The sequence below is a fragment of the Pseudomonas sp. NPDC088444 genome (genome assembly GCF_044900175.1).
Taxonomy (GTDB): Bacteria; Pseudomonadota; Gammaproteobacteria; order Pseudomonadales; family Pseudomonadaceae; genus Aquipseudomonas.
Genome location: NZ_JBJDNK010000008.1, coordinates 22,963 through 49,810, shown reverse-complemented (window position 1 = coordinate 49,810; position 26,848 = coordinate 22,963). Strand labels below are relative to the sequence as shown.

Here is a 26,848-nt window from a genome sequence, read left to right as displayed (position 1 = left end):
GGAGTCAGACATGAACATGTCGTCTGACACCCTGCATTCGCCAGCAAGCCGGCTCCCACAATATGAGTCATGCACAAAACTGGAACGATCAATGCAAGCGTTCATAACGTGTCTGACAATCCGAAACACCGCCGAACCAGAGCGCCTCACCTGAGTCGAACCGTGGGTCGTGCTGCCGGAATTTTCATTCAGATGACAGGAAATAACCGGCGACACCCCCTACAGTCAAACAACCCCATTTAATCGTCCAACCAACTTGAGGTCGTACCCGATGTCTCCGGAACCCAACGTTCGTGACGCTGAAGTGGCAGCCTTTCGTGAAGCTGTACTGACCAAACTCGAATTCGCCGTCGGTAAAGATGCCGCCCACGCGTTCGACCATGACTGGTTCATGGCCATCGCGCTGGCGACCCGTGACAAGATGGCCGAGAAGTGGATGAAGCACACCCGCTACATCTACAAGCAGGAGAAGAAGCGGGTTTACTACCTCTCGCTCGAATTCCTGATCGGGCGTCTGATGTTCGACAGCCTGAGCAACCTGGGCATTCTGGAAACCGCCCGTGAGGCATTGAAAAGCCTGGATGTGGACCTTGAGAAAATCCGCACCCTGGAACCCGATGCCGCACTGGGCAACGGCGGTCTTGGGCGTCTGGCGGCGTGCTTCATGGAAAGCATGTCCACGTTGGGCATCGCCGGTCATGGCTACGGCATTCGTTATGAACACGGTTTGTTCCGTCAGGCCATCGTCGACGGCTGGCAGCAGGAGCAAACCGAAAACTGGCTGGATTTCGGCAACCCGTGGGAGTTCGAACGCCCGGAAGTGATTTACCAGATCGGCTTTGGCGGCAGCGTGCAACCGGTGCTCGACGCCGCTGGCAATGCGGTACTCGATGCCTCGGGTGAAACCCGCCAAGTCTGGAATGCGGGCGAAACCGTCCGCGCGATTGCCTATGACACCCCCGTCGTGGGCTGGCGCGGCAAGGCGGTGAACACCCTGCGTCTGTGGCGCGCCCGTGCCGTTGAAGACCTGCACCTGGAGCGTTTCAACGCCGGTGACCATGTCGGTGCCGTGGCGGAAGTCGTGCGCGCGGAGAGTATCTCCCGCGTGTTGTACCCCAACGACAGCACCGAAGCGGGCCAGGAACTGCGCCTGCGCCAGGAATACTTCTTCGTCTCGGCCTCGCTGCAAGATTTGCTGCGTCGCCACAAGAATATGGGCTACACCATCAACAGCCTGCCGGAACACGCGGCCATCCAGATGAACGACACGCACCCGTCGATTGCCGTGGCGGAGCTGATGCGCATCCTCATCGACCTCTACGACGTGGAGTGGGACGAAGCCTGGCGCATCACCGTCGGCACCCTCGCTTACACCAACCACACGCTGTTGCCCGAAGCGCTGGAAACTTGGTCGGTGGGCCTGATGGAGCGCATGCTGCCGCGCCACATGCAGATCATTTACATGATCAACGCCCAGCACATCGACACCGTACGCGTCGATCACAAGGATGATCCGGACCTGTTCGGCCTCTTGCGCGCGGTGTCGCTGATCGAAGAAGACAACGGCCGCCGCGTGCGCATGGGCAACCTGGCATTCCTTGGTTCTCACAGCGTCAACGGCGTCTCGGCGCTGCACACCCAACTGATGCGCAAGACCGTATTCGCGCAACTGCACAAGCTCTATCCGGAGCGCATCAACAACAAAACCAACGGCATCACCTTCCGCCGCTGGCTGTTCCAGTCCAACCCGCAACTGACCGGGATGCTGGTCAAGGAACTGGGCGAGCAGGTGCTCGATAACCATGAAACGGCGCTGCTGAAACTGGAGCCGCTGGCTGACAAGCCTGCCTTCCAGAAAGAATTCGCAGCGCAGCGCCTGCACCGTAAAAGGGCGCTGGCCGCCATCGTTCAGGAGCGTCTGGGTATCACGCTCAACCCTGAAGCGCTGTTCGACGTACAGGTGAAGCGGATTCACGAGTACAAACGTCAACTGCTGAACCTGCTCCACACCGTGGCCTTGTATCAGGCCATGCGCGCTGACCCGAGCACCGATTGGGTGCCACGGGTGAAGATCTTCGCCGGTAAGGCGGCGGCCAGTTATCACTCGGCCAAATTGATCATCAAACTTGCGAACGACATCGCCCGTACGGTGAACAACGATCCGACCCTGCGCGGTCGCCTGAAGGTCGTGTTTCTGCCTAATTACAACGTCAGCCTGGCGGAAAGCATCATCCCCGCTGCCGACCTGTCGGAGCAGATTTCCACGGCAGGGCTTGAAGCCTCGGGCACCAGTAACATGAAGTTCGGCCTCAATGGAGCGCTGACCATCGGCACACTGGACGGTGCCAACGTGGAAATGAGCGAGCAGGTCGGGCTGGAACACATGTTCATCTTCGGCATGACCTCGCAAGAAGTCGAAGCGCGCAAACATGCCGGTGAGTTCAACGCCCATGGCGACATTGCCTCGTCAGCGCGGCTGAACGATGTGTTGCAGGCGATTCGTGGCGGGGTGTTCTCGCCGGATGATCCGTACCGCTATGCCGGGTTGATCGAGCAATTGATCAACTATGACCGTTTCTTCGTGTGTGCTGACTTCGAGTCGTACTGGGCGGCTCAGGCCCGAGTCGAACAGCGTTGGCACGACAGCAAGGAATGGTGGCGCTCGGCAGTGCTCAATACCGCGCGTATGGGTTGGTTCTCTTCAGACCGGACCATTCGCGAGTACGCGAACGAGATCTGGCAGGCGTTGGATTAACGTAAACGCCCGACCGACGCAAAACCTGTAGGAGTGAGCTTGGTCTGGGCCGCGTCCAGACGATTCAATGTGTCAGTCACCCCATGCGTTGGATGTGATGACCTATCGCGAGCAAGCTCACTCCTACAGGACCCGATGGTTTGTGCGAGACCTGGTTCTCGCACGCTGACACAAAATGTTTCCTCTTCTGCATCCCCCGATATACTCCTCGCCATCGCCGTCCTGCGGCTAAATGGAATGTCGTCGCGTGCAATGGATTCTTTTGCTGGTGGGCCTGTTCTTCGGTGCGGTGCTGGATGAGTCGCTGCTGGGCGGGGCCGTTGGTGCGGTCATCGGGCTGGCGTTGGGGCTGAGTTTTCGCCTGTCATCACTGTCTCGCCAAACCAACGAGCACAAAGCCGAGCTGGCCAGGACCCGCCTCGACCTGCAAGCCCTGCAAGAACGCCTCAGCCATCTGGACTCCGCCGCGGCGCAGTTGCCTGACGCTCGCGCCCCGACTCCGCTGGTCGTGGAGCCGGTTGCCGACACCGGCCCCGAATTGATCTGGGACCTCCCAGACCTGGAGTCGGTCACCCCGCAGACCACGGCAGACTCAGAATGGCGCCGCGCACCCGAGACGCCCGCCCCTGCTCACTCTCACGCCCCCGCCGAACCCAACCTGCTCGACAACGCTCTGGGCCACGCGAAAGACTGGCTGTTGGGCGGCAACACGGTGTTGCGCGTCGGCGTGGTGCTGCTGTTTCTCGGTCTGGCGTTTCTGCTGCGCTACGCCACCGAGGGCATGGTCGTACCCATCGAGGCGCGTTACGCCGGGGTCGCAGTGGCCGCGCTCGCGCTGTTGGGATTGGGCTGGTGGCTGCGCCAGCGCAACGAATCCTTCGCCCTGATGCTGCAAGGCACGGGGGTCGCGGTGTTGTACCTGACGGTCTTCGCTGCAATGAAAGTCCACACCCTGCTCGCTCCCGGCATGGCGTTCGGGCTTTTGGTCGCAGTAACCGTGTTCTCGGCGATTCTCGCGTTGACACAAAACTCGCTGGCGCTGGCCTGTGTGGCCGCGCTGGGCGGTTTTGCGGCGCCATTGCTGACGTCAACCGGCGAAGGCAGCCATGTCGCGCTGTTCAGCTATTTCGCCCTGCTCAATGCCGGAATCTTCGCCATCGCCTGGTTCAAGGCTTGGCGCCCACTGAACCTGATCGGCTTCGTCGGCACGTTCGGCATTGGCTCAGCGTGGGGCTTGAAGGCTTACACCCCAGAACTGTTCTGGAGCACCGAGCCGTTCCTGATCCTGTTCTTCCTGATGTACCTGGCCATCGGCTTGTTGTTCGCCCGGCGTAAATTGCAGGAACACGCCACCGGCCCTGAGAACGACAGCCGCGAGGCGATGTTGCGCTGGTCGGCCAGGCAGAGCCATTACGTCGATGGCAGCCTGCTGTTCGGCACGCCCATCGCAGGCTTTGGTCTGCAATACGCCATCGTGCAACACATCGAGTTTGGCGCCGCGTTCAGTGCGCTGGTCATGGGCCTCCTTTATATAGGCATCGCACGATTGCTTGCGGGGAGAGCCCCCGGTCGCGTGGTGTTGCTGGTCGAGACCTGCCTGTCGCTGGGCGTGGTGTTCGCGACGCTGGCCATTCCTCTGGGCCTGAGTGCGCAATGGACCACCGTCGCCTGGGCCGTCGAGGGCGCAGCGGTGTTCTGGCTGGGAATGCGCCAGAACCGTTTGCTGGCGCGTTTCTTTGGCCTGTTGTTGCAACTCGGCGCCGGTTTCGCGTTTCTGGGGATCGTTGGCAGGTGGTACTCACCCAGCTTCAACCACGGCGACTTCTGGACGCCATTGATCCTTTCGCTGGCGGCGTTGATCAGCGCATTCACCGTGGAACGCATCGGCACATTGCGCCTGACATTCAGCAAACGGGCGCTGCAACCGTTGCTTTTGATCTGGGGCGTGATGTGGTGGTCAGTGGCGCTTTGCGTCAGCACCCATTACGTCTCGGGCGTACGGGAGATCCCGACGCTGCTGGCACTGGGCGCGGTCAGCGTTGGCCTGTGGATGATTACGGCCTTGCGCCTTCATTGGGCCGGACTGGCGCAACTGTGCACGCTGCTGACCCCGGCCAGTTTCGTCCTGCTGGGCCTGATGTTGTTCGACCCCTATTACCACCCGGCTGCCAATGGCGGCTGGCTGGGCTGGCTTGCGGTGTTCGCTGCGCACCTGATTTCACTGAAGCGTCTGGACGAAATGCTGCTGCCGCGCCTGCGCAGTGCCGCTCACGTGCTCGGTTGCTGGTTGATCATCGGCGTGCTGTCGCTGGAATTGCGTTACGGCCTGTTGGTGCTGTCCGAGTCGTACAACGCGTGGCGCTGGCTGGGTTGGGCGTTGGTGCCGAGCCTGTATTTGCTGGCCATGACCTCGTCGCGCCAGTGGCCATGGCCACTCAGTGCCTGCCCTCGCGAATACCGCGTCTGGGCCGCTGCTCCGTTGGCAGCGTTGATGCTGGCGTGGTTCTGGATGGCCAACGGGTTCAGCGAGGGCGCGGCCAATCCACTGCCGTACCTGCCGTTGATCAACCCGCTGGAGCTGGGGTTGTTGATCGCAATGGCCGGGATCTTCAACTGGACGCGTCAGCAACTGCCTCAACTGGGTGTCAGTTCTGAATACGCCCGTAAAGCCGCGCTGGTGATCGCGGGCGCGTCCCTGTTCGCGCTGATCACCGCAATGGTCATGCGTAGTGCCCATCACTGGGCGGGCGTGGCCTGGCACACCGACGCGCTGTTCGAATCGATGCGGGTTCAGGCCGGGCTGTCCATCGTCTGGACGCTGACAGCGCTGGCGCTGATGATCGGCGGGCATCTGCGCGTTCGACGCGATCTGTGGATCGTAGGCGCGGTGTTGATCGGCATCGTGGTCGCCAAGCTGTTCTTCGTCGAGCTGAGCAATCGGGGCGGGCTGGAGCGAATCATCTCGTTTATCGGCGTTGGCATTCTGCTGCTTGTGGTGGGATATTTCGCACCACTACCACCGAAAGGCCCTACACGCAGCCAGACATCTTCTGACTCAGCGCCTTCCGATTCGGCCACGCCATGAACGTCAGGAGCCCATTGTTGAGCCGTCAGTCTCTCGCCAAGGCCGCTGTATTCGGCGCGCTGTTGTTGGCCCCATTGCTCAGTCAGGCCGAAGACCTGCCTGATGATTTCGCCAGCCACACGCCGTTGACGATCAGCGGCGAAGGCCCGTGGTATCGCCTTGAACTGCCGCTGGCTGCGCAACTGAATGCTCGCCAGAGCACGCTCAACGACATTCGCGTGTTCAACGCCGATGGCCAGGCGCAGCCCTACGCGTTGACGCTGGGCGAACCGCAGCGGGAAGAAGAGGAAACCCCGGTCGACGTGAAGTGGTTCCCGCTCTACAACGATGACGACGCAAAAGACGCCGAGCCGAAAATCCGCGTCGAACGCAGCACCACCGGCACGCTGGTGGAGGTGCAACCTCAAGGCGACATGGAGGCGGGCGAGGAGATTCTGCGCGGCTGGCTGCTCGACACCAGCGCGATCAACGCGCCACTGGACCAACTGATTCTCGACTGGAACAGCGAGCGCGAAGGCTTCCAGCGTTTCAGTGTCGAAGCCAGCGACGATCTTCAACACTGGAAACGCTGGGGTGAAGGCCAGGTTGCCCGGCTGTCGTTCGCCGACGAGTTGGTCGAACAGCGTGTCGTGACGCTCCCCGGCCGCAACGCCCGCTATCTGCGTCTGCTGTGGACCAACCCACAATCGGCACCGACGCTGACCTCCGCGCAACTGGTCAGCACCCGCCCCGGCGTCATGCCGTTGAGTTGGTCGCCGGGCATTGCGGGCAGTGTCGAAAAGCCCGGCGTTTACGTCTGGCAATTGCCCGTGGCCCTGCCGCTGGAGCGCATGAAGATCGCCATTACCCAACCCAATAGCCTCGCGCCGGTCACGCTGTATGCGCGCCACGACAGCAATGCGCCTTGGCAGACGATCGACAGCGGCCTGTTGTATCGCCTGACGCAAAATGGCCAGGACGTGGTGCAGGACGAAATGGAACTGCCGGGCAATGTCGTTCAGCAGTTGAAGCTGGAAGTCGATGATCGCGGCGGCGGTCTGGGCAACGAGGTGCCGAAACTGAGTTTCGCCGTGCGCGCCACACAACTGGTGTTTCTGGCCCGTGGCGCCCCGCCTTACAGCCTGGCCATCGGCAACGCAACGATCAAAGGCGCCGCCCTGCCATTGAATACGCTGGTGCCGGGCCTCACCCCGGACAAGCTCGCGTCGCTGGGCAGCGCCAAATTGAGCACCACCCCGGTCGCCATCCCCGCGCCTCCTGTGCCGGTCGCTACCGGGCCGGACTGGAAGCGCATCGGCTTATGGGCCGTGTTAGTGCTGGGGGTGATTTTCCTCGGCTGGATGGCGATCGGCACGTTGCGCGCGTCGAGCGGCAAACGGTGAAGCTGAACCGATCCTGCTTCCAGAAAAACAGGATCGGGCGCCTCAACTTGTCACGTTTGACCGGCTAGATTCATGTAGCCCGTGAACTCAATCACTACGAAACCGGTCTGACAGGCAGTATTCGGTCGCCACACACGCTAAACTGTGCGCGTTTTTATCCCCCCCCTTCTTCGGAGCTCTCCATGTCCCGCACTACCCTGAGTCGCTATCTGATTGAGCAGACCCGCAGCAACAACACTCCTGCCGATCTGCGCTTCCTTATCGAAGTGGTGGCGCGTGCGTGCAAGGAAATCAGCCACGCGGTTTCCAAAGGCGCCCTGGGCGGCGTCCTGGGCAGCATGGGCACCGAGAACGTACAAGGCGAAGTGCAGAAGAAACTGGACGTGATGTCCAACGAAATCCTGCTGGAAGCCAACGAATGGGGCGGTCACCTGGCAGGCATGGCGTCCGAAGAAATGGACAACGCCTATCAGATCCCCGGCAAATACCCGAAAGGCGCCTACCTGCTGGTCTTCGACCCACTCGACGGCTCGTCCAACATCGACATCAACGCCCCGGTCGGCACCATCTTCTCGGTACTGCGTTGCCCGAACGAATACCTGAGCCAGAACGAGGCGCTGAACGAAAAAGCCTTCCTTCAGCCGGGCAGCAAACAGGTCGCCGCCGGTTATGCGATCTACGGCCCGCAGACCATGCTGGTGCTGACCCTGGGCGACGGCGTCAAGGGCTTCACCCTGGACCGCGAAATGGGCAGCTTCGTGCTGAGCCACGAAGACATCAAGATTCCTGAATCGACCCAGGAATTCGCCATCAACATGTCCAACGAACGCCACTGGGAAGCCCCGGTCAAGCGTTACGTCGATGAACTGCTGGCCGGTGAAGAAGGTCCGCTGAAGAAGAACTACAACATGCGCTGGGTGGCCGCGATGGTCGCTGACGTGCACCGCATCCTGACCCGTGGCGGTCTGTTCATGTACCCACGTGACGCCCGCGAGCCTTCCAAGCCGGGCAAACTGCGCTTGATGTACGAAGCCAACCCGATGTCCTTCCTGGTCGAACAGGCAGGCGGCGCGTCCACCAACGGCCACGAGCGCATCCTCGACATCCAGCCTGAAGGCCTGCACCAGCGCGTTGCGGTGTTCCTTGGCTCGAAGGAAGAAGTGGAACGCGCCACGTCGTACCACAAGGCCTGAACCTGTGCGGGAGCCTTGGCTGCCGCTGCTTGACTGGTGGTTCGGTTCTGCCGAATCACCGACCGAGGCAGTCAGGGAGAAAAACGCTCTCTGGTTCGGCAAAAAGAAATCACAGGACGCCGATGCGCTGCATCGCTTCGGCGGCCTGGTTGATCTCGCGCTGCAAGGCGGCCTGACCGAATGGAGCGCAACGCCCAAGGGCTGGCTGGCACTGGTGCTCCTGCTCGACCAACTGCCGCGCATGATCTTCCGCGACACCCCCAAATCCTACGCTGGCGACGAGCGCGCCCAGGCACTGGTCAAACATGGCCTGAAACTGGAACGCGATCTGGCGCTGACGCCGCTGCAACGCACCTTCATTTATCTGGTGCTGGAACACACTGAAAACCTTGGCGCACAGGACGAAGCGGTCGAACGCTTCGCTGCCCTGCTTCCCCTGCTGCCGCCGACTGAACTCGATTACTTCAAACAGACGCTGGACTACGCGAAAAAACATCGCGTGGTGATCGAGCGATTTGGTCGGTTTGTGCATCGCAATGAGGTGTTGGGGCGGGAATCTACGGCTGAAGAAGTAGAGTTTCTGAAGGGGCCTGGGTCGCGGTTTTGAACCCTTCTCGCTCTATTTCGTCAAAAACCTCCTCAACGCTTTGAAACTTCCCGGCCGCTATCTCGACGTGCCCCAACGCGAGTATTTTCATCAGCGCCTCTGTATTTGGTTTTTGAGGCGAAGACATGCGCCCTCCTTTAACTGATTTATAAGCATCATTTCTTTTGACTGGAAATCTAGTCTGATTCTGCCCGGGGTCGGCTCCGACCAAAGCGGCAGCATCCATAGTCAGTCTGCCTGATAAAACTGAGGGGCCTGATTTTACTACCGGTTCCCGGCAGATCGCGAGCAAGCTGCGCTCCTACGCCCTCCGAGCAGAATCCAAAGCGGATCGCATTCCAGCCCAACTCGCTATTCACTTCAAGAACTGAAAGCGACGTTAATTAGAACACCACGGAACCAGACCCACCTTTTCTCTTCTAAGCTTTCGGCATGACGTCAGTGATGACGCTGCCCCCTCTCGATTCAGGAGCTTCATCCATGTCTTTGCGCTCTCTTGCGTTGTTGTCGTTCTGCGTGCTGCTGGCCGCGTGCAGCAAGATCAATCAGGAAAACTACTCGAAAATCTCGGCGGGCATGCCCAAGGCCGAGATCGAAAAGTTGCTGGGCAGCCCGACCGAGTGCTCGGGCGCGCTGGGGATGACGAGTTGCACGTGGGGTGATCAGAAGACATTCATCAGCGTTCAATACGCGGCTGACAAGGTCGTGCTGTACTCGGGTCAGGGCCTGAAATGAACATCCCCCGAATGATGCGTCTGGCCGCTGCAATGCTGGCAACGCTCTGGTTGAGCGCCTGCGCGAGCACACCTCCGGGCGAGTCCATGGCCCCACGCACTGTCGACCGCGTGGATTTGAAGCGTTATCAAGGCACCTGGTATGAACTGGCGCGCCTGCCGATGTTCTTCCAGCGCAACTGCGCGCAATCCGAGGCTCATTACAAGCTCAAGGACGACGGCAATATCGCGGTGACCAATCGCTGCCGTACGCTGGAAGGCAAGTGGGAAGAAGCGACCGGCACGGCGTCGCCACAGGTTGAAGGCAAGACCGACAAGCTGTGGGTGGTGTTCGACAACTGGTTCTCGCGGCTGGTACCGGGTGCCGCCAAGGGCAATTACTGGGTGCTGTACGTCAGCGACGATTACAAACAGGCGCTGGTCGGCAACCCGAATCACAAGTACCTGTGGCTGCTGTCGCGCACCGCCCATGTGTCCGAATCAGTGCGCAACGAGATGCTGATGAAGGCGCAGCAGCAGGGGTATGACACAACCAAGCTGATCTGGCGGGTTGAGGACTCCAAAATTGCGAAGGTGAGTGACTGACGCACATGCCCCCTGTAGGAGCCGGCTTGCTGGCGAACGCGCAAGATCAGACACTTCAAGGTTGTCTGACACTCCGCATTCGCCAGCAAGCCGGCTCCCACAAGGGATCGCATTTTAATCTCGGATTACCCCAACAACGCCCGCAACACCTGCGCAAACGCCTGGCGGCTTTCCTCTTCATCGGCATGCCGCCCGTCACGAATCACCCAGCGACCGTTGACCATCACCTCTCGCACCTGACGATCCCCCCCGGCGAACAACCAGCGGTTTAGGATCGCGTCGCCCGAAGCGGTGGCCAGATACGGATCGTTGCCATCCAGCACCAGCCAATCCGCACGCTTGCCCACTTCCAGCGCTCCGACCGGTTGCCCCATCGCCTGCACCCCGCCGATCAGCGCGGCGTCGTACAGCGTGCGACCCACCATTGGCTGATCAGCGCGGTACAACCGGCTGCGCCGTTGATCACGCAAACGCTGGCCGTATTCCAACCAGCGCAGTTCCTCGACGACGCTCAGCGACACATGGCTGTCCGAACCAATGCCCCAACGCCCGCCTTGAGCGATGTAATCCACTGCGGGAAAAATGCCGTCACCGAGGTTCGCTTCAGTGGTCAGGCACAAACCGGCCACAGCCCGACTTTTCGCCATCGTTGCCACTTCATCCGCCTCTGCGTGGGTCGCGTGTACGAGGCACCAGCGCTCATCGACCTCAACGTTTTCATACAGCCATTGCAACGGGCGACGGCCACTCCAGGCCAGGCAGTCGTCGACCTCCTTCTGCTGCTCGGCGATGTGAATGTGCAAGGGACATTGCGTGTCGCTGGCCGCCAGAACATCGCTGATCTGCTGCGGCGTCACAGCGCGCAGCGAGTGGAAACACAGGCCCAGCGCCTGAGCCGGTTGAGCACGGATGACAGGCTTGAGGCGCGCTTGCAGGTCCAGATAGCTATCGGTGCTGTTGATGAACCGACGCTGACCGTCGTTCGGCGCCAAGCCACCAAAGCCGGAATGGGTGTAGAGCACGGGCAGCAAGGTCATGCCGATCCCGACGGAACTGGCCGCCTGGCTGACCTGCAACGCCAGTTCCGCAGGGTTGGCGTAGGATTTGCCCGCCGTATCCTGATGCACGTAATGAAATTCAGCGACCGAGGTGAAACCGCCTTTGAGCATTTCGATATAGAGCTGACGCGCGATGACGCCCAGTTGCTCAGGGCTGATCTGGCCGACCAGGCGATACATCAAGTCGCGCCAGGTCCAGAAGCTGTCATTGGGGTTGCCCGCCACTTCGGCCAACCCAGCCATCGCTCTTTGAAATGCGTGGGAGTGCAGATTCGGCATGCCCGGCACCACCGGACCGTTGATCAGTTCAGCGCCCTGACGCTCGGCGTTGGCCTGGACTTTGGTCAAAAAACCATCAACGCCAACTTCAAAACGCACGTTATTGGCCCAGCCCGCAGGCAATAACGCCCGTTCGGCAAAGAAAACGGACATTGCTTCGCACCCCTCGCGTTAAATTGTCTATACATATACAGACGTTTGCCTGCCCGGTAAACTGCGGCAAGCTTGTCGGCACTCACGTAAATGGTTAGCGTGGGCGCTGTTTACAGCTTCTTCACCCACTGTTTTCGTCATCACAAGGATTTTTCTGTGCCGACTCCGCCTGCCAATTCTCCGCTGGCCGCCCAGATGGGTGACAGTCCGGCGCCGCTCTACGCCCGGGTGAAGCAGATGATCACCCAGCAGATTCAGAACGGAACCTGGCCGCCGCATCACCGCGTGCCGTCCGAAAGCGAGCTGGTGACTCAACTGGGCTTCAGCCGCATGACCATCAACCGCGCCCTGCGTGAGATGACCGCCGAAGGCCTGCTCGTGCGCATGCAAGGCGTCGGCACGTTCGTCGCTGAACCCAAGACCCAGTCCGCGCTGTTCGAAGTGCATAACATCGCGGATGAAATCGCCTCTCGCGGTCACACCCACACCTGTCAGGTGATCACCCTTTGCGAAGAGGCCGCAGGCTCCGAACGCGCGCTGGCATTGGAGATGCGCGAAGGCCAGCGGGTGTTCCATTCGCTGATTGTGCATTTCGAGAACGGCATTCCCGTGCAAATCGAAGACCGTTTCGTCAACGCAGCGGTCGCCCCCGACTATCTGCAACAGGATTTCACCAAACAGACGCCTTACGCCTACCTCAACCAAGTGGCGCCGCTCACCGAAGGCGAGCACGTGGTCGAAGCGATTCTCGCCACACCGGACGAATGCAAGTTGCTGCAAATCGAGAAAGGCGAGCCGTGTTTGATGATCCGCCGTCGCACTTGGTCGGGCCGTACCCCGGTGACCGCCGCCCGCCTGATTCATCCCGGTTCACGCCATAGCCTGGAAGGACGATTCAGCAAATGACCCAACTGACTGTTCTGCGCGCTGCCAATTACCCGCGCATGCCGTGGAAAAACGGCGGCGGCAGCACCGAGGAAATCACTCGCGACACAGGCGAAGGGCTGGACGGTTTTGGCTGGCGGCTGTCGATTGCCGACATTGGTGAGTCCGGTGGTTTTTCGGTGTTCGCCGGTTACCTGCGCATCATCACCGTGCTGCAGGGCGCGGGCATGACGCTGAACATCGACGGGCAGGACAGCGAGCCATTGTTGCCGTCCGACCCGTTTGCCTTCAGCGGCGACAGCACCGTGTCGTGCACCTTGCTGGACGGGCCGATCCGCGACTTCAACCTGATCTACTCGCCGAAGCGCTTCCGCGCGCGCTTACAGTGGATTGATGTGTTGCAGCCTCAGCGCTTTTTCAGTTCCGCGAATGTGTTTATGGTGTTCAGCGCTGCCGAGCAGATGGCCGCCAACGTCGGTGCGCATCCGCCGCAGTTGCTGGAAAAGCACGACTGCCTGCAACTGGATAACGCTGAAGGCGCGTTGCTGGAGGTCGTTCTGTATGCGCCGCGGGCGAGTCGGATTTGCGTGATTGAACTGACCGCAATTCAAGGCTGAACGCTACGCGCCTGTGGGAGCCGGCTTGCTGGCGAAAGCGGTCTGTCAGTGACCCATTCGGATCAAACCCAACGCTCTCGCCAGCAAGCCGGCTCCCACAAATTCAGCGCTCTTCATCTAATACAAGGACGCGCATGACCCCGTTCAACCCAAACAAACAATCCCCACGCGCCCTCGCGATTCTAGCCAGTTTTCTCGCTTCGGAATCCGCTGGCGGCATCGTACTGATGGGCGCGGCGCTGGCGGCGATCATCGTCGCCAACTCGCCCATGGCCTCCTTCTACTTCGCCGCATTGCACAGCGTCTGGGGTGGGTTATCGGTTGAGTTATGGGTCAACGACGGCCTGATGGCGATTTTCTTTTTGATGGTCGGGCTGGAAATCAAACGCGAGGTGCTTGCGGGTGGCCTCGCCAGTTGGGGCCAACGCGCCCTGCCCGGTTTCGCGGCGGCAGGCGGAATGCTGGTTCCGGCGCTGATTTACGTTGGCATCAACACCGGCAACGCCGAAACCCTCAGCGGTTGGGCGATTCCGGCGGCCACCGACATCGCCTTCGCACTTGGCGTGCTGTCATTGCTGGGCAAGCGCGTACCGACATCACTGAAAGTCTTCCTCGCGGCCTTGGCGATTCTCGATGACTTGGGCGCCGTGACCATCATTGCGTTGTTCTACAGCTCGGGCCTGAACCTGCCGATGCTTGGTGCCTCCTTCGCGACGCTGGCGGTGCTGATGATCATGAACCGCATGGGTGTGCAGCGGCTGTTGCCGTATCTGCTGCTGGGCCTGCTGCTGTGGTTCTTTGTGCTGCAATCCGGCGTCCACGCGACGTTGGCCGGTGTAGCACTGGCGCTGTGTGTTCCGCTTGGCACGCGACAAGAAGAAGCCCGCTCGCCGCTGCTGTTCCTCGAAGAAAAACTGCATTACTGGGTCGCGTTTGGCGTTGTGCCGGTGTTCGGGTTTGCCAATGCGGGGGTGTCGCTCTCGGGGATTTCCCTGGGCAATCTGGTAGACCCGGTGCCTCTGGGTGTGGCGCTTGGGTTGTTTCTGGGCAAACAGATTGGCGTGTTCATCGCAGCGGTATTGGCCATTCGCGCGGGCTTGGCGAACTTGCCCGAAGGCAGCAACTGGACGCAGATGTACGGCGTTGCGCTGCTGTGCGGGATTGGTTTCACGATGAGCCTGTTCATCGGCAACCTGGCGTTTCCGGGCGCGGCGCATTTGATTGATGAGGTGAAGGTTGGGGTGTTGATGGGGTCGGTTTTGTCGGCGCTGGCCGGGATTTTCCTCCTGCGCAGCAAACTCGCCGCTTACTGACACGCGCGGTCTTTTGTAGCAGCACGGCTTGCCGGCGGTAGCAATTTTGATGACGCCTCCGCCGGCAAGCCGGACTGCTACAGGGATGTGGCGTATTAAAAATTTAAATCGGCAGCAAGCCGACCATATTTGTAATACGCATCAGGTTTTCAGGAACGCCTCGATCAACTGATTCACCCGCTCTGCCGCCTCCATCTGCACCATGTGCCCTTGCCCCGGCAGCACTTCGACTTGCGCCTCCAGCCCCTGCGCATGGCTCGCCGGGATGATCGCGTCGTCAGCACCCCAGATCACCAACGTCGGCTGCTGCACGACAACCCCACGCAAATCCGTCGTCTGCGCGCCGCCCGCGAAGACCGTGCCGACCAATTGCCGCAGCGCCCCATCGACACCCTCCAGCCGCTTGAACTTGAGCATGTCTTCCAGCATCTGCCGGTTCACCAGCCCCGGATCACTGAACAACTGCACCAGTTGAGGCTTGAGCGCGTTGCGGTTGTTGGCATCGACGAAGCCTTGCAGGTACTCGCCGTTGATCTCCTTGCCCAGCCCCGCGCTGGCGATGAGCACCAATGAGGCCACGCGTCCCGGCGCCAGACGCGCGATGTTCAGCGACACCGCGCCGCCCATCGAATGCCCCGCCAGATGCGCCTTGCCGATGTCCAGATGATCGAGCAAGCCCAACACGCTGTGGCTCAGTTCATCCAGGTCGCCTGTTTTCAGGGTTTTGCCGGACTCTCCATGGCCCGGCAAATCCAGCGCGATCACCCGCCGATTCGCAGCCAGAACGGGATGGTTGAACAGCCAGTTGTTCAGGTCACCGCCGAAACCATGAATCAGCACCAGCGGCGCACCGCCCTCGCCCATGTCGAGGTAACGCAACAAGCGCCCGCCGATCTCGACTTTTTGTGCGCTCGGCCCTGAATCCTCGGCCTCGTCGCCGCCGGGCACGAAATCGGCCTGGAACTGCTCGATCACCGCTTCGATGTCCTGATCGCTGGCCTCGCCCTCGACCACGATGGCCAGCAGCGCGCCCACTGGCAAGGTTTCGTCGGGGTTGGCCAGAACGCGCCGCAACACACCAGAAAACGGCGCTTCGACGCTGCTGGAAATCTTGTCAGTCTCGACGTCCAGCACTTCCTCGCCCTTTTCGACGCGGTCGCCCTCTTGTTTGAGCCAGGTGTCGACGCGCCCTTCGGTCATCGACAGGCCCCATTTGGGCATCGTCAGGGTGTGAATCTGGCTCATGCGACCTTCCTCTTGTCGGCAATCTTCATCACCGCCGCCTCGATCTTCGCGGCGTTGGGGATGTAAAGGTCTTCCAGCGCGTCAGAGAACGGCACCGGCGTGTGCGGCGCGGTGACCATTTCAATCGGCGCACGCAACGAACTGAAGGCTTTTTGTGCGACCAGCGCGCTGATGTCGGTAGCCACCGAGCAACGCGGGTTGGACTCGTCGATCACCACAAGGCGCCCGGTTTTCTCGACGCTTTCCAGAATGCTGTCTTCGTCCAAGGGGCTTGTGGTGCGCAGGTCCAGCACTTCGCAGTCGATGCCTTTCCTGGCCAGGCTGGCGGCGGCGTCCATCGCGATATGCACCATGCGCCCGTAGGTCACGAGGGTCACATCGTCGCCCTCGCGAACGAAATTCGCCTCGCCGAATGGCACGCAATACAGCTCTTCCGGCACTTCGCCTTGCAGGCTGTAGAGCATTTTATGTTCGAGGAATATCACTGGGTCGTTGTCGCGAATCGCCTGCAACAGCATGCCTTTGGCGTCATAAGGCGTCGAAGGACAGGCCACTTTCAGCCCCGGGATGTGGGTCCACATCGAGGTGAGCATTTGCGAATGCTGGGCTGCCGCGCGAAGTCCTGCGCCGTACATGGCGCGGATCACCAGCGGCGTGACGGCCTTGCCGCCGAACATGTAGCGGAATTTCGCGGCCTGGTTGAGCAGTTGGTCCAGACAGCAGCCGAGGAAGTCGTTGAACATCAACTCGCACACCGGGCGCATGCCTTGCGTCGCAGCACCCACGGCAGCACCGACGTAGCCAATTTCAGACAACGGCGCATCGAGCACACGGTCGGGGAATTCGGGATAAAGCCCTTTGGTGACGCCGAGCACACCGCCCCACGCGTCTTGCTGGCCGGGTGCGCCGGTGCCGCCGGACACGTCCTGGCCGATGATGAACACGCTCTTGTCGCGGCGCATTTCCTGCGCCAGCGCTTCGTTGATCGCCTGCTGATAACTGATTTTTCTAGCCATGATGAGTCTCCACGGTCGTTGTTCTTTTTGTGGTGGGAATGACGGAACGCTTAGCGATAGGCCACGTAAACGTCGCTGAGCAGGTCGGCTTCTTGAGGTTTGGGGTCGGACTTGGCCAGACGCACGGCGTCGTCAATCAATTGCTCGACTTCGCTGTCGATCAGGTTGAATTGGGCGGAATCCAGCAGCCCTTCAGAGGCGCAGCGCTCACGGAAACGGACCAGACAGTCATTGCTGTCGCGCACATTTTTCACTTCGTTGTTGCCGCGATAGGTCTGGGCATCGCCTTCGAAGTGGCCGTAATAGCGGCTGAGTTTGACCTCGATCAGCGTCGGGCCTGAACCCGAGAGTGCACGCTCGATGGCCGCGCCTGCGGCGTCGTACACCGCGAAGAAATCATGACCGTCGACGATCACACCCGGCATGCCAAAACCGGGGGCACGCTCGGCGATGTCTTTGCACGCCACCGACCAACTGGAGGCCGTGGCCTCGGCGTAGCCGTTGTTCTCGGCCACGAAGATGCACGGCAGGTTCATGATCGACGCCAGGTTCATGGCCTCGAATACCGCGCCTTCGTTGGAGCCGCCGTCACCAAAAAACGCGACCGACACGCCTTGGCTTCCTTTGAGCTTGGAGGCCAACGCAGCCCCTGCGGCCAGTGGCGCCCCCGCGCCGACGATGCCGTTGGCGCCGAGCATGCCTTTTTCCAGATCGGCGATGTGCATCGAGCCGCCCTTACCGCCACAGACGCCGGTTTTCTTGCCGTAGATCTCGGCCATCATCCCGTACACGTCAACGCCCTTGGCGATGCAATGGCCGTGGCCGCGGTGGTTGGAAGCGATGCAGTCATCGTCCGTCAGGTGCGCCATGACGCCCGCGGCACTGGCCTCTTCCCCGGCATACAAGTGAACGAAACCGGGGATCTCGCCCGTGGCAAATTCCACGTGCAGGCGTTCTTCGAAATCACGGATGGTGCGCATGACCTTGTAGGCATGAAGCAATTGATCAGTAGCCAGGTGGGTGGACATCTTGTTGTTCTCCAGGTTGTCTCGACACACGAAAGGCGGGTGTGCCCCGCTGATACGGGTAGAGCAAGCGAGGTGCCAAACCTCTTCCAATTGACGCAAAGCACTGTCCTAGAGCGGCCAATGCGATAAAACCCCACGGCATAAACCGTCTCGATTGAGACGCTGCGTTTCAGGCTGCGAGGTGCGGATCATCGGGTTTGAGACGCTCCGTCTCACTCAGGGCCTTTGTCGGGCCGCGCTTGTCGGGGGCGTTCGATGGGCGCTTAATGGTCGGCATAACAACAAAAGTTCGAGAACCGGAGGCATCAATGCTGGCCGTGAACTCCCGAGCCCACGTCGACTGTGTCAGCCGCGTGGTGCGCAATGCCGATCGTCAAACCCAGGCGCCTGTCCCGCCGCTGATTTTCGATTCCTGGTGCCGCTCCATGGCCCAGCATCATCTGGACCCCGGCTCCTTGCAGGGGCCGCGTATTCTTTCCCACACCTTGCTCAAGGAATGCCGCGAACGCGCGGAACTGTTCATGCGCGTGGCCAGCGAGGAGGTGACACAAATCCACTCCCGCGTACGCCACGCCGATTACTGCGTGATGCTCACCGACGCCCTCGGCCAGACCATCGATTATCGGGTCGACACCAACATTCGTAGCGATTGCCGCAAGGCGGGGTTGTATCTGGGCACCTGCTGGTCGGAATCCGAAGAAGGCACCTGCGGTGTGGCGACGGTGCTCACCAGCCACAGTGCAGTGACCGTGCACAAACGCGATCACTTTCGCGCCGCGTTCATCGGTCTGACCTGCTCGGCCGCGCCAATCTTCGATCCGCAAGGCCAGTTGCTTGGGGTAATGGACGCTTCGGCGCTGCAATCCCCGGATGACCGGCGCAGTCAGGCATTGGTGCAGCAAATGGTGTTGCAGAGCGCGAAGACCATCGAGAACGCGTTTTTCATGCACAGCGCTCAAGGTCACTGGATTTTGCGGGCGCACAGCACGCCGGGTTACGTCGACAGCCAACCCGACCTGCTGCTGGCCTGGGACAACGACGGGCGGCTTCAGGCGCTGAACAGCAAGGCGCGGCAGGCATTGCGTTTGCGCCTGGGGCATTTGCCTGAACATATCGGCGAAGTGTTCGACCTCGACGCGCTTCATGCGTTGAGCGAAGACTCGGCCCGGCAACTGCAATGGCGGGGGGAGTCGAGTGCGTTGCAGGCTCGACTCAGTGCACCTCGTCAGCGGTCCCGTCGCTTGCAGGTCGCAAAACAGGTCGACGACAGCGCGAAGATTGATCCGCGTATCGAAGAAAACCTGCGGCTGGCAGTGCGGGTTAAAGACCGCAATCTGCCGGTGCTGATTCAGGGCGAAACCGGCGCGGGCAAAGAAGTCTTTGCACGGCAGTTGCACGAACACAGCGCTCGTCATGCGGGGCCGTTCGTTGCCCTCAATTGTGCGGCGATTCCTGAGAGCCTGATCGAGAGCGAGTTGTTCGGCTACACGGCAGGCGCGTTCACCGGGGCCTCAAGCAAAGGCATGAAAGGCCTGCTGTTGCAGGCAGACGGTGGCACGCTGTTTCTCGACGAAATCGGCGACATGCCGTTGGGCCTGCAAACCCGATTGCTACGGGTGATGGCCGAAGGTGAAGTCGCGCCGCTGGGGGCTTCGGTGCGGCAGAAAGTCGACATTCAGGTGGTCTGTGCCACGCACCGGGATCTGGCGGCGATGGTCGCGGAAGGGACGTTTCGTGAGGACCTGTATTTCCGTCTGGGCTGTGCCCGGTTTCAACTGCCGCCGCTGCGGGATCGCACGGACAAGCTCGCACTGCTCAACCATCTGCTCGACGAACACGCCCACAACAGCGGCGGCGCGATTGGCATCAGTGCGCAGGCGTTGGAATTGATGCTCGGTTTCGCCTGGCCGGGTAACGTGCGGCAACTGCGGCATGTACTGGGTTATGCCTGCGCGGTGTGTGAAGGGGCGACGATTCAGGTGGGTGATCTGCCGCTGGAGATTCGAGGGGACCAGCCTCAAACGACATCGGAAGAACCGGCCACCAGCCCGCAACGGCAGTTGTTGCTTGATGCGCTGATTCGCCATCGCTGGAAGCCGGGGGATGCGGCGCGCTCGTTGGGGATTTCACGGGCGACGTTGTATCGGCGGGTGAATGAGCATGGGATCGAAATGCCGGGTAAACGGCGTAATGCCTGACCGCTCCTTGAGCTGACTTGCAATACAAAACCTGTAGGAGTGAGCTTGCTCGCGATGGGGTGTGTCAGGTTCATTTTTATGGCTGACACATTGCTATCGCGAGCAAGCGAAGGCCTACAGAATTCCGGTGTCGTCAGAAAGATCAGCGATACACCAGCCCACCATCAATCATCGGCGATTGCCCGGTCATGTAATCGGCATCCGGCCCTGCCAGGTACGACACAAACCCGGCCACGTCATCCGGCGTTTCCGCCCGGCCCAACGCAATGCCATCCACGTACTGCTTATAAGTCGCGCCCACTGGTGCGCCGGTGATCTCGGCCATGCGTTTGTCGATCTCAACCCACATGTCGGTGCCGACCACGCCGGGGCAATACGAATTGACGGTGATACCAAAACTGGCCAGTTCCTTGGCAGCACTTTGGGTCAGCGCTCGCACCGCGAACTTGGTCGCGCTGTAGACGCCCAGCAACGCGAACCCTTCATGCCCGGCAATCGAACAGGCATTGATGATCTTGCCGCGTTTGTTCAACGCCTTGAGCTTTTTGCCCGCCGCCTGAATGCCCCAGATCACGCCCTGCACGTTGATGTTCAGCACCCGGTCGACCTCTTCGGGCTTCACTTCCAAAAGCGCTGCAATCTGCGCGATCCCGGCGTTGTTGACCATGATGTCGAAACCGCCCAGATGCGATTCGGCATGTTCGACCGAGGCCGTCACCTGGTCCAGCTTCGACACGTCGGCCACGAACGTCGTCGCCTTGCGCCCCAGCGCCACCACCTCGGCGGCGACCTGTTCGATCTTTTGCGAGTTAATGTCCACCAGCGCGATATCCGCACCGTCACGGGCCAGGCGCAGGGCAATCGCCCGGCCGATTCCCTGACCCGCGCCGGTGACCAGCGCAACTTTTCCAGCAAGACTCATGGCAGTGTCCTCAAGAAAGGAATTGAGTCTTGGGTATCGCGTGCAACGCCAGAGAAGTCGAGCACCGGGTCTATTCGCGTGAGGGCTGAGACGGAGCGTCTCGACCTCGATTGATCATTTTTTGACGAGACCGGTCGGATCGATAAAAAAAAAGCGTCTCCCGTGCGTCGTAACAGTGTGTTTCAAGCCTGCATCGGCGGTTATTCTCAATGCTCAATCGCACACACCTCTGGTGCGCCGTCGGGCACGGTGAACGCCTGTATCAAGCGCGGCCCTACTGCGCTGCGGGAGTGTTTTGGATGAGTGAAAAACAAGACAAGATTCCTGATCTCGACGTCCAGACCCTGGCCGGCGAGTACGTACTGGGCACATTGACGGCTGACCAACGAGCCGAGGTGCAGGAGCGCCTGGCCCATGACCCGGCGCTGCGCAAAGCCATCGAGGGCTGGCGCTCGCGATTGCTGACCCTCACGGAGATGGCCGAACCCCAAACACCGTCATCACGTCTGTGGAATCGCATCGAACGCAATATCGGCGGACTGAAGCCCAAACACGCCGCGCGCAAAAAGCGCCGGATTCAGTGGTGGGATAACGCCGGGTTATGGCGAGGTCTGGCAGGCATGGGGTTGGCGGCGTCGGTGATCCTGACCACTCAACTCATGGGCCAGGTGCCCGCACCGGCCGCGCCTGCTTATCTGGCCGTGCTCTCGACGCCCGAAAACCACACCCCCGGCTGGGTGATTCAGGCCAGCAACATGCGCGGCATTCAATTGGTTCCGGTGGATGAGATCGATGTGCCCATTGGCAAAGTGCTGCAGTTCTGGACCCAGGCCGATGACTGGCAAGGGCCGATTTCTCTGGGCCTGGTCTCGCCGGGGCAGACATTGAAAGTGCCAACGGATCGCTTGCCGCCTCTGCAACCCAATCAGCTATTCGAACTGTCGCTGGAAAAGGCCGGTGGCTCGCCCACCAACAAACCCAGCGGGCCGATTCAGTTCATTGGGCACGCCATTAAGGCCGGGTGATCATTCGATCACGCGTGTTACCGAGCGCACCGTAACGGGGCGCTCGCACCCAAAAGTAACAAATCCTGTCCTTTCGTAACGACCACTCGTCTTTCCTCCCCCTCCGCTCAAAACCACTCAACGCCAGACACGGCAAGGGTCTCCAGCCTTTCTCGACTCCTGCCTGGCGAGTTGGCCTCTTGGTTGCATATGCTTGTATGTACAAGTAAATATGAGTATGAATGACTACAGTCAGTGCACCGCTGCGATTCACCGCCAGCAGCGCCTGATCTGCCACACCCATATTCCGCCTGCTCGACACAGGCACCGTCAGCCCAGTGCCTGGGCCGGATTGATCATCGAGGATTTTGACGTGACGACTGACAACAAAACCCCAGCCCAGCAATGGACCAAACGCCGCGACGTGGAAATCCGCGCCGCCCGTGGCACTGAACTGACCGCCAAGAGCTGGCTGACCGAAGCGCCGCTGCGCATGCTGATGAACAACCTGGACCCGGAAGTCGCCGAGAACCCGAACGAACTGGTGGTCTACGGCGGTATCGGTCGCGCTGCGCGTAACTGGGAGTGCTACGACAAGATCGTCGAAAGCCTGCGCAACCTGAACGACGACGAGACCCTGCTGGTGCAATCCGGCAAGCCGGTCGGTGTGTTCAAGACCCACAGCAACGCCCCCCGCGTGCTGATCGCCAACTCCAACCTGGTGCCACACTGGGCCAACTGGGAACACTTCAACGAACTGGACGCCAAGGGGCTGGCCATGTACGGCCAAATGACCGCAGGCAGCTGGATCTACATCGGCAGCCAGGGCATCGTTCAGGGCACTTACGAAACCTTCGTCGAAGCCGGTCGCCAGCACTACGACGGCAACCTGAAAGGCCGCTGGGTCCTGACCGCTGGTTTGGGCGGCATGGGCGGCGCACAGCCACTGGCTGCAACACTGGCCGGTGCCTGCTCGCTGAACATCGAATGCCAGCAGAGCCGCATCGACTTCCGCTTGAAGAGCCGTTACGTCGACGAACAGGCCACTGACCTGGACGATGCGCTGGCTCGCATCGCCCAGTACACCGCCGAAGGCAAAGCGATCTCTGTCGCGCTGCTGGGTAACGCCGCTGAAATCCTGCCGGAACTGGTTCGCCGTGGTGTGCGCCCGGACATGGTCACAGACCAGACCAGCGCCCACGATCCGCTCAATGGCTACCTGCCAAAAGGCTGGACGTGGGAGCAGTACCGCGACCGAGCAATCACCGAGCCTGCTGCCGTGGTCAAGGCCGCCAAGCAGTCCATGGCCGAGCACGTCGAAGCGATGCTGGCGTTCCAGAAACAAGGCATCCCGACCTTCGACTACGGCAACAACATCCGCCAGATGGCCAAGGAAGAAGGCGTGAACAACGCGTTCGACTTCCCGGGCTTCGTACCCGCCTACATTCGCCCGCTGTTCTGCCGAGGCATCGGCCCGTTCCGCTGGGTTGCGCTGTCGGGCAACCCGGAAGACATCTACAAGACCGACGCCAAGGTCAAAGAACTGATCCCGGACGACGCCCACCTGCACAACTGGCTGGACATGGCCCGCGAGCGCATCAGCTTCCAGGGTCTGCCAGCACGTATTTGCTGGGTAGGCCTGGGCCAGCGCGCCAAGCTGGGTCTGGCGTTCAACGAAATGGTCCGTCGTGGCGAGCTGTCGGCGCCGGTGGTGATCGGTCGTGACCACCTGGACTCTGGCTCCGTTTCCAGCCCGAACCGCGAAACCGAATCGATGCAGGACGGCTCCGATGCCGTGTCCGATTGGCCGCTGCTCAACGCCCTGCTCAACACCGCCAGCGGCGCGACCTGGGTCTCGCTGCACCACGGTGGCGGCGTGGGCATGGGCTTCTCGCAGCACTCGGGCATGGTGATCGTCTGTGACGGCACCGATGAAGCCGCCGAGCGCATCGCCCGCGTGCTGCACAACGACCCGGCCACCGGCGTCATGCGTCATGCCGATGCCGGTTACCAGATCGCCATCGACTGCGCCAAAGAGCAGGGCCTGAACCTGCCGATGATCAATAAGTAAAAGCACGCTCTTGTAGGAGTGAGCTTGCTCGCGATAGCGGTGTGTCAGGCCCCATTGCAACAAATGACCAGACGCAATCGTCGGAATGCCGCCCAGAGCAAGCTCACTCCTACAGGGAGTACCGCGTGATCCAACACTCGCTTTAGGGGAATGTTTGAGATGGCTGTTCCAGATGATCAAGCTGCAAAGGCTTCCGTGATCGAAAGGCGTTCGATCGACTACATCCCTGACGCGGAAAGACATGGTCGTCTGTTCAGTCAATTCACTCTGTGGCTGGGTGCCAACCTGCAAATCACCGCTATCGTCACCGGGGCCTTGGCCGTGGTGTTGGGCGGCGATGTGTTCTGGTCGTTGATCGGCCTGTTCGTCGGCCAGGTGCTGGGCGGTGGCGTGATGGCGCTGCACGCCGCGCAAGGGCCGAAACTGGGCCTGCCGCAGATGATTTCCAGCCGGGTGCAATTCGGTGTCTACGGGGCGGTGATCCCGTTGCTGCTGGTGTGCCTGATGTATATCGGTTTCTCCGCCAGCGGCTCGCTGCTGGCCGGGCAAGCCGTCGCGCAACTGATTCAGGTCCCGGACTGGCAAGGCATCGTGCTGTTCGCCGCTGCCATCGTGATCCTGACCATTTTCGGCTACCGGGTCATCCACATGATCGGCCGGGCCGCCAGCATCATCGGCGTGATCGCCTTCGTTTATCTGTTCGGCGCGTTGCTGGCAGGCAACGACATCGGCGCGCTGCTGGGCAACAAACACTTCTCGCTGAGCAGCTTCCTGCTGGCGATCTCCCTGTCGGCATCGTGGCAGATCGCGTTCGGCCCTTACGTGGCGGACTACTCGCGCTACCTGCCGCGCAGCACCTCGGCGAGCAAAACGTTCTGGGCTGTGGGCCTGGGCGCGGTGATCGGTGCGCAGGTGTCGATGGTGTTCGGCGTGTTCGCCGCGGCACTGGCGGGCAAGAGCTTCGCCCACCACGAAGTGCAGTTCATCGTCAGCCTGGGCGGCACCGGCGCCGTCGCGGCAGCGCTGTATTTCAGCATCGCTTTCGGCAAGGTCACGGTGACCACGCTCAACGCCTACGGCAGCTTCATGTCGATGGCCACCATCGTCAGTGGTTTCAAGGGCAACCGACACATTTCCAGCGCGCTGCGCCTGGCCTACATCTTCGCGATGGTCGGCATCGCCACTGCGCTGGCCTTGGCGGGCAAAGACTCGTTCCTCAAGGACTTCTCGGCGTTCATCCTGTTCCTGCTGGCGTTCTTCACGCCGTGGAGCGCGATCAACCTGGTGGATTTCTACTGCATCACCAAAGAGCGTTACGACATCCCGGCGCTGTCCGACCCCAATGGCCGTTATGGCCGCTGGAATGCCGTCGGCATCACCGTTTACATCATCGGCGTGCTGATCCAGATGCCGTTCATCTCCACCCACTTTTACACCGGCCCACTGGTCGCCAGCCTCGATGACACCGACATCTCGTGGATCCTCGGCCTGGTCGTACCCGCTGCGCTGTATTACGTGGCTGCGAAAAAATGGCCCGGCAAAATCGCCGACCGCCTCATTCTGCCGACCGAGCAGCCAGCCGTTGAGACTCGCCCATTCAAGACCAGGAGCGTTACCCAATGAGAATTAAAAAAGCCCTGCTTCCGACATTGCTGACCGCAGGTCTGCTCGCCAGCGGCGCCAGTCAGGCGGCGGGTTGGTGCGAATCCGGCAAGCCGGTGAAATTCGCCGGTCTGAACTGGGAAAGCGCGATGCTGCTGACCAACGTTCTGCAAGTGGTGCTGAACAAGGGCTATGGCTGCGAAGTGGACAGCCTGCCAGGCAACTCCATCACCATGGAAAACGCCCTGAGCACCAACGACATTCAGATTTTCGCTGAGGAGTGGGTGGGCCGTAGCGAGGTTTGGAACAAGGCTGAAGCGGCGGGCAAAGTGGTCGGCGTTGGCGCCCCGGTTAAAGGCGCGGAAGAAGGCTGGTACGTGCCGCGCTACGTGATCGAAGGGGACGCCAAGCGCAAACTGGAAGCCAAGGCCCCGGACCTGAAATCGATTGCTGATCTGGGCAAATACGCAGCGCTGTTCAAGGACGCCGAAGAGCCCGGCAAAGGCCGTTTCTACAACTGCCCGGCGGGTTGGACCTGCGAGCTGGAAAACAGCGAAATGCTGAAGAGCTATGGTCTGGAAGACAAATTCACCAACTTCCGCCCCGGCACCGGCCCGGCGCTGGATGCGGCGATTCTGTCGAGCTACAAACGCGGCGAGCCGATCCTGGCGTATTACTGGTCGCCAACGCCATTGATGGGCCAGGTCGACATGGTGCGTCTGGAAGAGAAAGCGGGCGTGAACAAGACCATTACCATCAAGGTCGGCGTCTCCAAAGCCTTCAACGAACAGGCGCCCGAGCTGGTGGCTGTCATGGAAAAGGTCAACATTCCGATTGACCTGCTGAACCAGAACCTGGCGCGCATGACCAAGGATCGTATCGAGTCGCCAAAACTGGCGAAGATCTTCCTCAAGGAACATCCTGAGGTCTGGCACCAGTGGGTCAGCGAGGATGCGGCGAAGAAGGTAGAGGCTTCGTTGTAAGGCTGAGGGCTGAAGAACAGTGTGGGAGCCGCCTTGGTGGCGAAAGCGGCGAGTCATTCGACATTTAATGCATCTGACCCACCGTATTCGTCAGCAAGCCGGCACTTACAAGAGCGGTGCTGTACCTGACAAC

At 60.7% G+C, this 26,848-nt stretch carries 20 protein-coding genes; 15 read left to right on the top strand and 5 right to left on the bottom strand.

Features of this window, described 5'->3' with window-relative positions:
- Positions 1-271: 271 nt before the first annotated feature.
- The 7 genes from ACI2KB_RS16750 to ACI2KB_RS16720 all read left to right on the top strand — a co-directional run bounded on the left by ACI2KB_RS16750 (position 272) and on the right by ACI2KB_RS16720 (position 10,341).
- The gene (locus ACI2KB_RS16750; protein ID WP_404636305.1) at positions 272-2,755 is read left to right on the top strand and encodes a glycogen/starch/alpha-glucan phosphorylase; all 2,484 of its coding nucleotides are present in this window, start codon (positions 272-274) and stop codon (positions 2,753-2,755) included.
- A gap of 247 nt (positions 2,756-3,002) precedes the next feature.
- A complete protein-coding gene (locus ACI2KB_RS16745; protein ID WP_404636304.1) occupies positions 3,003-5,840 on the top strand; it encodes a DUF2339 domain-containing protein in 2,838 nt (945 codons plus the stop codon).
- The gene (locus ACI2KB_RS16740; protein WP_404636303.1) at positions 5,837-7,222 is read left to right on the top strand and encodes a DUF3999 domain-containing protein; all 1,386 of its coding nucleotides are present in this window, start codon (positions 5,837-5,839) and stop codon (positions 7,220-7,222) included. Before ACI2KB_RS16745 ends, ACI2KB_RS16740 begins: the two co-directional genes overlap by 4 nt.
- 182 nt (positions 7,223-7,404) lie before the next feature.
- Positions 7,405-8,415, top strand: a complete 1,011-nt coding sequence (locus tag ACI2KB_RS16735; protein WP_404636302.1) for a class 1 fructose-bisphosphatase — start codon at positions 7,405-7,407, stop codon at positions 8,413-8,415.
- A 4-nt stretch (positions 8,416-8,419) separates the two neighbouring features.
- A complete protein-coding gene (locus ACI2KB_RS16730) occupies positions 8,420-9,022 on the top strand; it encodes a DUF924 family protein (RefSeq protein ID WP_404636301.1) in 603 nt (200 codons plus the stop codon).
- Between the two features lie 480 nt (positions 9,023-9,502).
- Positions 9,503-9,757, top strand: coding sequence for a hypothetical protein (locus ACI2KB_RS16725; RefSeq protein WP_404636300.1), 255 nt, complete (start codon positions 9,503-9,505; stop codon positions 9,755-9,757).
- Positions 9,758-9,789: 32 nt separating this feature from the next.
- A complete protein-coding gene (locus tag ACI2KB_RS16720; RefSeq protein WP_404636545.1) occupies positions 9,790-10,341 on the top strand; it encodes a lipocalin family protein in 552 nt (183 codons plus the stop codon).
- 125 nt (positions 10,342-10,466) lie between these two features.
- On the opposite strand, the gene ACI2KB_RS16715 is transcribed toward ACI2KB_RS16720, so the two are convergent.
- Positions 10,467-11,831 carry a formimidoylglutamate deiminase gene (locus ACI2KB_RS16715; RefSeq protein WP_404636299.1) on the bottom strand — a complete coding sequence of 455 codons (1,365 nt, stop codon included), beginning with the start codon at positions 11,829-11,831 and terminating at the stop codon, positions 10,467-10,469.
- Positions 11,832-12,026: 195 nt separating this feature from the next.
- Here ACI2KB_RS16715 and hutC point away from each other — a divergent pair, with 195 nt between their 5' ends.
- From hutC to nhaA, 3 genes are all read left to right on the top strand, one after another.
- Positions 12,027-12,737, top strand: coding sequence for a histidine utilization repressor (gene hutC / locus ACI2KB_RS16710; RefSeq protein ID WP_404636544.1), 711 nt, complete (start codon positions 12,027-12,029; stop codon positions 12,735-12,737).
- Entirely contained in the window at positions 12,734-13,333 is a 600-nt protein-coding gene (locus ACI2KB_RS16705; RefSeq protein WP_404636298.1) for a HutD family protein, read from the top strand. The genes hutC and ACI2KB_RS16705 overlap by 4 nt, the downstream gene beginning before the upstream one ends.
- A gap of 134 nt (positions 13,334-13,467) precedes the next feature.
- Positions 13,468-14,646, top strand: a complete 1,179-nt coding sequence (nhaA, locus tag ACI2KB_RS16700; RefSeq protein ID WP_404636297.1) for a Na+/H+ antiporter NhaA — start codon at positions 13,468-13,470, stop codon at positions 14,644-14,646.
- A gap of 141 nt (positions 14,647-14,787) precedes the next feature.
- On the opposite strand, the gene ACI2KB_RS16695 is transcribed toward nhaA, so the two are convergent.
- From ACI2KB_RS16695 to ACI2KB_RS16685, 3 genes are read right to left on the bottom strand one after another with little or no spacing between them, the layout of a single operon-like run.
- Positions 14,788-15,891 (bottom strand): acetoin dehydrogenase dihydrolipoyllysine-residue acetyltransferase subunit, encoded by a 1,104-nt coding sequence (locus ACI2KB_RS16695; RefSeq protein WP_404636296.1) that lies wholly within the window; start codon positions 15,889-15,891, stop codon positions 14,788-14,790.
- Complete coding sequence (locus tag ACI2KB_RS16690) at positions 15,888-16,907, bottom strand: alpha-ketoacid dehydrogenase subunit beta (RefSeq protein ID WP_404636295.1); 1,020 nt, start codon at positions 16,905-16,907, stop codon at positions 15,888-15,890. Before ACI2KB_RS16690 ends, ACI2KB_RS16695 begins: the two co-directional genes overlap by 4 nt.
- Before the next feature lie 50 nt (positions 16,908-16,957).
- Positions 16,958-17,935, bottom strand: coding sequence for a thiamine pyrophosphate-dependent dehydrogenase E1 component subunit alpha (locus ACI2KB_RS16685; RefSeq protein ID WP_404636294.1), 978 nt, complete (start codon positions 17,933-17,935; stop codon positions 16,958-16,960).
- A 308-nt stretch (positions 17,936-18,243) separates the two neighbouring features.
- Between ACI2KB_RS16685 and ACI2KB_RS16680 the strand changes: the two genes are divergently transcribed.
- Positions 18,244-20,133 (top strand): sigma-54-dependent Fis family transcriptional regulator, encoded by a 1,890-nt coding sequence (locus ACI2KB_RS16680; protein WP_404636293.1) that lies wholly within the window; start codon positions 18,244-18,246, stop codon positions 20,131-20,133.
- A gap of 142 nt (positions 20,134-20,275) precedes the next feature.
- Here ACI2KB_RS16680 and ACI2KB_RS16675 read toward each other — a convergent pair whose 3' ends face one another.
- A complete protein-coding gene (locus ACI2KB_RS16675) occupies positions 20,276-21,055 on the bottom strand; it encodes an acetoin reductase (protein ID WP_404636292.1) in 780 nt (259 codons plus the stop codon).
- A 299-nt stretch (positions 21,056-21,354) separates the two neighbouring features.
- Here ACI2KB_RS16675 and ACI2KB_RS16670 point away from each other — a divergent pair, with 299 nt between their 5' ends.
- The 4 genes from ACI2KB_RS16670 (at position 21,355) to ACI2KB_RS16655 (ending at position 26,715) form a co-directional block, all read left to right on the top strand.
- Positions 21,355-22,080, top strand: a complete 726-nt coding sequence (locus ACI2KB_RS16670) for an anti-sigma factor domain-containing protein (protein ID WP_404636291.1) — start codon at positions 21,355-21,357, stop codon at positions 22,078-22,080.
- Positions 22,081-22,411: 331 nt separating this feature from the next.
- Positions 22,412-24,130: a urocanate hydratase gene (hutU, locus tag ACI2KB_RS16665; protein ID WP_404636543.1), complete on the top strand. Its 1,719-nt coding sequence runs from the start codon at positions 22,412-22,414 to the stop codon at positions 24,128-24,130.
- 159 nt (positions 24,131-24,289) lie between these two features.
- Entirely contained in the window at positions 24,290-25,753 is a 1,464-nt protein-coding gene (locus tag ACI2KB_RS16660; RefSeq protein WP_404636290.1) for a purine-cytosine permease family protein, read from the top strand.
- Positions 25,750-26,715, top strand: a complete 966-nt coding sequence (locus ACI2KB_RS16655; protein ID WP_404636289.1) for an ABC transporter substrate-binding protein — start codon at positions 25,750-25,752, stop codon at positions 26,713-26,715. The genes ACI2KB_RS16660 and ACI2KB_RS16655 overlap by 4 nt, the downstream gene beginning before the upstream one ends.
- Positions 26,716-26,848 lie beyond the last annotated feature (133 nt).

Bases quoted from the DNA above. Each gene is read 5' to 3' on its own strand.
- ACI2KB_RS16750 (WP_404636305.1), top strand. From the start codon at position 272: ATGTCTCCGGAACCCAACGTTCGTGACGCTGAAGTGGCAGCCTTTCGT.
- ACI2KB_RS16740 (WP_404636303.1), top strand. From the start codon at position 5,837: ATGAACGTCAGGAGCCCATTGTTGAGCCGTCAGTCTCTCGCCAAGGCC.
- ACI2KB_RS16735 (WP_404636302.1), top strand. From the start codon at position 7,405: ATGTCCCGCACTACCCTGAGTCGCTATCTGATTGAGCAGACCCGCAGC.
- ACI2KB_RS16725 (WP_404636300.1), top strand. From the start codon at position 9,503: ATGTCTTTGCGCTCTCTTGCGTTGTTGTCGTTCTGCGTGCTGCTGGCC.
- ACI2KB_RS16720 (WP_404636545.1), top strand. From the start codon at position 9,790: ATGCTGGCAACGCTCTGGTTGAGCGCCTGCGCGAGCACACCTCCGGGC.
- ACI2KB_RS16715 (WP_404636299.1), bottom strand. From the start codon at position 11,831: ATGTCCGTTTTCTTTGCCGAACGGGCGTTATTGCCTGCGGGCTGGGCC.
- hutC (WP_404636544.1), top strand. From the start codon at position 12,027: ATGGGTGACAGTCCGGCGCCGCTCTACGCCCGGGTGAAGCAGATGATC.
- ACI2KB_RS16705 (WP_404636298.1), top strand. From the start codon at position 12,734: ATGACCCAACTGACTGTTCTGCGCGCTGCCAATTACCCGCGCATGCCG.
- nhaA (WP_404636297.1), top strand. From the start codon at position 13,468: ATGACCCCGTTCAACCCAAACAAACAATCCCCACGCGCCCTCGCGATT.
- ACI2KB_RS16695 (WP_404636296.1), bottom strand. From the start codon at position 15,891: ATGAGCCAGATTCACACCCTGACGATGCCCAAATGGGGCCTGTCGATG.
- ACI2KB_RS16690 (WP_404636295.1), bottom strand. From the start codon at position 16,907: ATGGCTAGAAAAATCAGTTATCAGCAGGCGATCAACGAAGCGCTGGCG.
- ACI2KB_RS16685 (WP_404636294.1), bottom strand. From the start codon at position 17,935: ATGTCCACCCACCTGGCTACTGATCAATTGCTTCATGCCTACAAGGTC.
- ACI2KB_RS16680 (WP_404636293.1), top strand. From the start codon at position 18,244: ATGCTGGCCGTGAACTCCCGAGCCCACGTCGACTGTGTCAGCCGCGTG.
- ACI2KB_RS16675 (WP_404636292.1), bottom strand. From the start codon at position 21,055: ATGAGTCTTGCTGGAAAAGTTGCGCTGGTCACCGGCGCGGGTCAGGGA.
- ACI2KB_RS16670 (WP_404636291.1), top strand. From the start codon at position 21,355: ATGAGTGAAAAACAAGACAAGATTCCTGATCTCGACGTCCAGACCCTG.
- ACI2KB_RS16660 (WP_404636290.1), top strand. From the start codon at position 24,290: ATGGCTGTTCCAGATGATCAAGCTGCAAAGGCTTCCGTGATCGAAAGG.
- ACI2KB_RS16655 (WP_404636289.1), top strand. From the start codon at position 25,750: ATGAGAATTAAAAAAGCCCTGCTTCCGACATTGCTGACCGCAGGTCTG.